The following is a 6356-nucleotide window of genomic DNA, read 5'->3' on the forward strand; positions in this document are numbered from 1 at the left end:
GCCCTCTTGCTGCAGCTAACCGGTCTCGGTCAAAGCTTGGGACCTCATGAAGGCCTCTCCGTAAGAGAAGCCCATGGGTAAACCCCTTACTTTTCCCAATGCCCTAAGGTAGTCAAGTATGTAAGGGAAAACCTCGACCTGTGATGCGTAAAGCTTCATGGCAGCTACCTTATCGTCCATGTAATCGCTTATGTTGACTATCGCGCTGGGCTGAAGGAACAGGTCCCATACCTCGAAATAGTAAATCGCGCTTGGCGTCCACGGTTGGCCCAAATCGAGATAGTAAAGTTGAGTTGCGTGCCACGTCGCCTCGCTTACGACGGAAGACACCTCTGCGTGAAGGTGATGCCTATCACCTGGTGAGTGCGTTAAGATCATCGTTGGCTTAAATGACCTGATTTCGGAGACGACTTTTCTAACGACTTCTCTCCTATTGGATATCTCCGCTATATTCCAGCTTTCATGATCAAATCCGAGGAAGTCGGACACGCGATCAAGCTCGCTAAGACGGGTTGCTTGCCCGACTGCCTCATCGGTCGTCTCGGCAACGCTTTTGCCTCCCGGGTTAAAGACAACGACCCTTACTTTTCCTCCCTGCTTCACTGCCTTTCTTATGGTTCCACCACAGCCGATCACCTCATCATCTGGGTGAGCCACAAATACGAGAACTCTTGATAGGTCCATGCGTTATTATGGAGGGCTTGTTTACGGCTTTCGCAACCTCAGAAGGATCGCGTCGATTGCGCAGCAAGGCCACCCAAGGCACCACCTATGGCTGCCAAGAGTATGCCCGCAAGCGAGATAATCGCAAGAAAAACGCTGATACCCAGTCCCATTAGTCCGAAGGTGAAAGCTCCCACGAAGCCCGCTATGGCACCTCCCGCAAGGGCAAATGCCAGCGTTATGATCACGAACCCGATAAGGCTAGCCCCTAAACCAGCAATAAAGCCCCTCCATGCCCCCCTTGCTATTAGGCCGGCCACGAAGCCGGCAATGAGCGCTCCTATGAATGGCACCCATCCTATGACGATGATCAAGAGGAAGCCCACAACCGACCCCAAAACCACGCTACCACCTCTTGCCATATCTTATGCGGGCACCAGCACTTACGCATGCCGTCCAAGCTAATGCGAACCGCGATCGATGACAATAGGTCGGGCAAAGGATTAACAGCAAGGGTTTTATTTTTCCCCTTATGACATATCGAAGTGGATAGTGAGGCACTACACCTGATAAAAAAGGCAAGAACAATAAAGATAGAGGACCGCAGTGGGCGTTGGTCAGAGATTGCCTATTACGCGCTCGATGGTGGTATAGTGGTGCCCATTGAGCCATCGCACGCGCAATCTCCTGAAACGGTGAGCTTTGAAATAAAGGGCAAACGCTTGACCCTATCTGGGCAGGGAAAGCTGCTTATTCTTGGCGACCCCGCCCTTAACGACAGCGAAAGGGGGAAGCTCGTTTACCGCGCACCCGAGGTCCTTCCCCTGCTTACGCGTGGATGGCTTTTAGCCAAAATAGTGCCAGAAAGCATAACCGTTGATCGCGGTAGCGCGCACGAGAATGTAAGGGTTCAACTCAAAGATATGAGTACTTCTACGAAACTCAAGTACATAAAGGCACTGAAACCGTGGACGTTTCAACAAACCTTTGCATCGGCGATCATAGCGGCTCTCCTGGCCCCGACCATAAATGCTTACCTTCTGGTGCTGTCACTGGGCATACTTTTGATAGCTCACGCATCCTTCAACATGATGAACGATTACTTTGACTACACGTCCTCGCTCGACAGACCAAAAAGCATGGGCTCCATGGGATCGAGGGTACTTGTAGATAAGCTCATACCTGTTCGTACTTTCAGAATTTACATGTTGTCCTTGTTGGGGATAGCTTTAGTTGGCGGTGCTTACATGGTGCGCCTGAGGCCAGTAATATGGCCTTATTTTCTCGTGGGCGTGGTCGCGGGCTCCCTCTACAGCGTGCCCAGGATAGGCTTGAGGTGGATCGCTCTTGGCGACCTCGCGATATTCCTAACTTGGGGGCCTGGAATTTTTCTGGGAAGCTATGTCCTTCAGGGAGGGTCGGTTAATGGGCCAGTAATTCTAATAGCGATCGCGCTGGGCATGCTAGTGCTTGCCATAGCGCACATAAATAACTGGAGAGATATGGCAGACGAGAGGACAACAGGCATAGTTAGCGTGGCCTCGTTACTTGGTCAGAAGGCCTCGTTGATCTATTACCTCGTGATGATATGGGGATCTTACGTGCTCTTTGGATGCGCCGTAGTACTTGACTCCAAGCTCTTTCCGATCCTCGGCTCCTTGCTGACCGTTCCTTGGGCGTTCCGTTTGACCAAGGCGACGAGAGATCCCAATGATCCCATAAGGAGCAGACTCGACATGGAAACCGCAAAGTTCACTGCCCTTCACATGTACTTTACCGTGGGATTCGTGCTGCTCTTTAGGTTGATTCCGTATCTTGCCTTGATTCGCTGAGTAAGTACCTGAGCACTTCCCTTTCCAAGATCGAACCAACGAGCCTGCCCTCCGAGTCCACTACCGCGACCACTGGCTTTTCGTCTTTCTCGAACATGTCGAGAACCTCTTGAGCCTTTGCGCTTTCACTTATCTTGGGTACTTCGTGTAGCTTCACGTCAGAGAGCTTGAGGTTCTTCCCGCCCTCAAGCATTTTCAAGAGCTCATGATCGTTCACGTAGCCTAAGGGCCTGTCCTCATCATCAACAACTATTAGGACCCTAGTATGCAGTTGTTCGATCGCGTAAACGGCATCGGCCAGCGTGGAATTTGCAGAAATGCTTACCGTGGAAAGCGTGTTGGCCAGCTGCCCTGCAGTGACGTTTCTCAGTTCGTACCGAACGAACTTTATGGACGGAGTCTGCTTGGGGCTCTGCACTTGTAGCCCCCTCTGGTAGCCGAGGGGACCTATTATGGCGAGTGCCGTGACAGCTATCATGGAAAGCGAATAAACGGATGAGGAGATGAGGGACATGCTGAGCGCGGTCAGCAGAATAGCGCCGTCCACGCCGCCCTCATGCGACATAGCGAAGAAGTTCCTGATCGGGTCGGCCCCTATTCTTGGCGAGATGAAGTAAGAGGAAACAAGCTTTGCCGCAAGCGCGGAAGCGAGGGCCGCCATTCCTAAAACTAAGAGGGAAGGCGTTAGCTTGGTGAAGTAAAGCCCTAGTCCCATGAAAAACATGGGCTCAAAAAAGCCGTATGTAAGCGCCCTGAGCTTCTCAAGCATGTAGGCGTTATCTTTTATCTCGTCTGACATGAAGGCTCCCAGCAGAAAAGCAGCTATGGCTGAGTTGAAACCAACGTACTGGGCCAGGAAGCCGAAGGCCAAGATTATTCCCACGACGACCGAAAAGCTTGCCTCCCTGGTTCTGAGGTAACCTTCCAGATTAGTTATGAGCGGTTTCGCGAGGAAAAGACCAAAGGCCATGATCCCCAATATGACGGAAGCCATCTTAGCTGTGTAGACCACGGCCGACGGCGCGCTGGATAGGGATGAAGGCGATGATATGAAACCGAATAGGAGCACGGCGGAGATCTCCATGGTCATGACCTCGATGAAGAGGTACGAGGTTCTGCTTGCTTGTTCCTGATTACCGTGCGTTTCCTGAACTGTCCTTGAAAATGGCCCAGCGCTTACCATGGCGAGCACAATAGCCATCACCGAGGCCTGAAGAAGGTGCAGGTGAAATACGAGAGCGAACGCTACAATAAGAAGTACGAAGGAAAGGGAGAAGGCGATTACCCCTGCTGCTATGGACTTTCTGAAGCCAAGGACGCGGGTTGGCTTGTCCTCAACCCCTGCCATGAACAGGATGAAGACGATACCAAGGGATGTGAACTCCTCCACGTAGGGTGAGCTAACCATAAGGCTCATCACGCCTGGGCCCATTATTATCCCTAGTATTATGGCCCCCACGAACGGTATGAGTCCCATCTTTGAGAAAGTCTCCTCTCCAAGCTTGCCTATTATGAGCAGAATGCTCAGCTCGAGTATGCCAAAGAGCGCGCCATAATAAGCCATGTCTAAGGCTTAAGCTCAACGACTTTTGAGGGTTTTGTAGGTGCGGTTGACGGGCGTTGCATGGCTTTGCACGCTTAATAGCTCCCGAAGATATTAAGGGAATTGGCCGATAAATCGGGAACGTCTAGGGTATCTAAGCTGAAATCCATAGGCTTTAGGAAGACTGTTCACTTTGTCATGTGCCTTTACCTTCTGGTACCTTTCTTCGTTAAGTTAAGTGCCTTTCGGCTAAATCCCTTGTTATTTTACGCGATAACGGCAACCGCAGCTTCGTTGATATATGCCGCGCAGGTAAAAAGGCCAATCTTCGCTGATGCGCTTTTCGATGCCATGGCGACCACCAGGCAAAACGTGATACAGCAGATAAGCAAGTCAGCGCCGAACGTTAAGGATCAAATAAGGGCACTCGACGACGGCATAAGCAGGATAGAGAAAAGCGTGAAGGACTTTGTTGACCAGATGGAGAGGGACTACGAGAGAAGAGGGGGTTACCTTGGTATGTTCATGGGCGCTGCTGGTGTGCTCATGTCTCAGGCTTTTACGGGAAACTACGTGTTCTACGGTATACTTTCGGTAATGCTTTATGATACCATGAGTGCGGTTGGAGGAGTTATGCTGGGGCATGTAAGAATACCCTTCACTAATTCAACCGTTGAAGGCGCCCTTATTGGGGCAGTTTCGCTTGCTGTTCCGCTTCTGATTCTTAACGGCTTTAATTTAGGCATTCTTGCGGTTCCCGCCACCGCTATAATTAGTGAGGCCTATGGAATAGAGGATAACTTCACCATACCTGTGACCACTTCTCTCGTTTCTATGGCGCTTGGTCTCAGGGTTTTGTGAACTATCCCGTACTGGCGGATGGGGCCTCGAGGGAGGGCACCGCCGGCAAGGGCCTCTCTCCGGTTGGAAGCCCTCGTTGGAAGCCCTCGCGCTTTCGCAGGCGGGCAGATCCCTAAGGGCGACTTCGGCCTGCTAAGCTTCATTAGAGCTAGAAACAGTATAATTTGCGTAGTACATTAGGTTGTAGTAATAACCCTCGAAGGGATTAAACACTACTCCGTGCAAATAAGGTTGCTGGAACCACCACGTGTATGGTTGCGGCAACCAAACGTAGGGCGCGAGCTGGTAGGTCAGTTTGTACACTTGTTCCACTCCTGTGAGCTGCTGTTGCTGACTAACGGTCCAGGGCAACGAGTTATCTATGTTATTGATCTGCGTGTTGTTCAACCACGCGTAGTTTCCGGCATCTCCAAAGTTGATGTCCGTCATTGCCACGAGCTGCTGGTAAATTGGATCAGACCAGTCAGGAAGCCATCCTCCCCATACCAAAGCGGGGGTTGTCTGTGCGGTCGTCCAGCTCAGTGTGGCTGAGGGGGATATCGAGTACAGCGAGAGGCTGACGCCTATCATCGACAGATCCTTTTGAATTATCTCGAACTCCGTCTCCTCGGAGGGCGTCGGAGGAGACGTGTAAAGCGAAAGCGGCGGCAGCTGCTTGCCAGATAGATCTCCCAGCACGGTGCCGTTTGGAAGTATTACGTAGAAATCGCCCTGCTTTCCTGCCTCACTTATATATTGCATTGCCAAGCTCAAGTTGAAGGAGTAGGGGGATAGATGCTGTGGATCGTAATACGGCATGTCAGGAGTTATGGGCCCAACGTACATCTGGGCAAGAGGTGTCCCGTTGTACGTGTATATGGAGCTTATTATGGCTGAGTAGTTTATGGCATGAACAAGGGCAAGCCTAAAGGCCGTTATGTTCGTCGGGAACACTTGACAGTTCATGTTTATGGTTGTAACGCTGGCTTGCATACCTTGGTTGTTGAACATGGCCTTGAATGGTATATTCTTGTACTCATATCCTTGATATATCGTGTTGAACGAGGGTATTGATACGTAACTGAGCTGCGCTTGGTTTGTGTCGAACTCCTCAACTCTATCTGTGTGGGAAGCGCCGTACTCTATGATTACGTTTGGTATTCTCGCAGGAGAGATAACCCACGGTACGTTTGGGACCTTGGCGGCCCAGTAGTTGGGATTGGCCTTCAGCGTTATGCTGGACATGCCAGAGCCAACCGAGGATATGACGTACGGACCGCTCCCTACCATACCGTTGGTGTCGATGTAAGAGTTGGGTTGGCCTGCCTGGACGCCGCCATGGGCATCGATAAATGAGGGATCCTCTATAGCTCCCCAATAGGAAGAGGCGAGGTCGTACGCGAACCAACGATAAGGCTCTGCGAGGTTGAACTCGATGGCCGAGTCGTTGAGCACCACTATCGACTGGTGAGGATAGG

6 protein-coding genes are annotated in these 6356 nt (G+C 51.3%); 2 read left to right on the forward strand and 4 right to left on the reverse strand.

From position 1 onward, the window contains the following. Positions 1-15: 15 nt before the first annotated feature. On the reverse strand, positions 16-684 hold the full coding sequence (locus tag PRZ02_RS03285; protein ID WP_449464408.1) for a PIG-L deacetylase family protein: 669 nt from the start codon (positions 682-684) through the stop codon (positions 16-18). Positions 685-722: 38 nt separating this feature from the next. After that, complete coding sequence (locus PRZ02_RS03290; protein ID WP_449464409.1) at positions 723-1085, reverse strand: hypothetical protein; 363 nt, start codon at positions 1083-1085, stop codon at positions 723-725. A 123-nt stretch (positions 1086-1208) separates the two neighbouring features. Between PRZ02_RS03290 and PRZ02_RS03295 the strand changes: the two genes are divergently transcribed. Then, a complete protein-coding gene (locus tag PRZ02_RS03295; RefSeq protein ID WP_449464410.1) occupies positions 1209-2495 on the forward strand; it encodes a prenyltransferase in 1287 nt (428 codons plus the stop codon). On the opposite strand, the gene PRZ02_RS03300 is transcribed toward PRZ02_RS03295, so the two are convergent. Further along, positions 2461-4059, reverse strand: coding sequence for a cation:proton antiporter domain-containing protein (locus tag PRZ02_RS03300; protein WP_449464411.1), 1599 nt, complete (start codon positions 4057-4059; stop codon positions 2461-2463). The genes PRZ02_RS03295 and PRZ02_RS03300 overlap by 35 nt on opposite strands. A gap of 102 nt (positions 4060-4161) precedes the next feature. Here PRZ02_RS03300 and PRZ02_RS03305 point away from each other — a divergent pair, with 102 nt between their 5' ends. Then, a complete protein-coding gene (locus tag PRZ02_RS03305; protein ID WP_449464412.1) occupies positions 4162-4899 on the forward strand; it encodes a phosphatidate cytidylyltransferase in 738 nt (245 codons plus the stop codon). Positions 4900-5031: 132 nt separating this feature from the next. Here the strand turns inward: PRZ02_RS03305 and PRZ02_RS03310 are convergent. Continuing rightward, on the reverse strand, positions 5032-6356 hold a 1325-nt coding region (locus tag PRZ02_RS03310; protein ID WP_449464413.1), incomplete at its 5' end, for an ABC transporter substrate-binding protein.

The organism is Tardisphaera saccharovorans, assembly GCF_046635845.1.
Classification (GTDB): domain Archaea; phylum Thermoproteota; class Thermoprotei_A; order Marsarchaeales; family UBA168; genus UBA168.

Excerpts from the sequence above, each read along its gene's own strand:
- PRZ02_RS03290 (WP_449464409.1), bottom strand. The coding sequence starts at position 1,085 with ATGGCAAGAGGTGGTAGCGTGGTTTTGGGGTCGGTTGTGGGCTTCCTC.
- PRZ02_RS03300 (WP_449464411.1), bottom strand. The coding sequence starts at position 4,059 with ATGGCTTATTATGGCGCGCTCTTTGGCATACTCGAGCTGAGCATTCTG.
- PRZ02_RS03285 (WP_449464408.1), bottom strand. The coding sequence starts at position 684 with ATGGACCTATCAAGAGTTCTCGTATTTGTGGCTCACCCAGATGATGAG.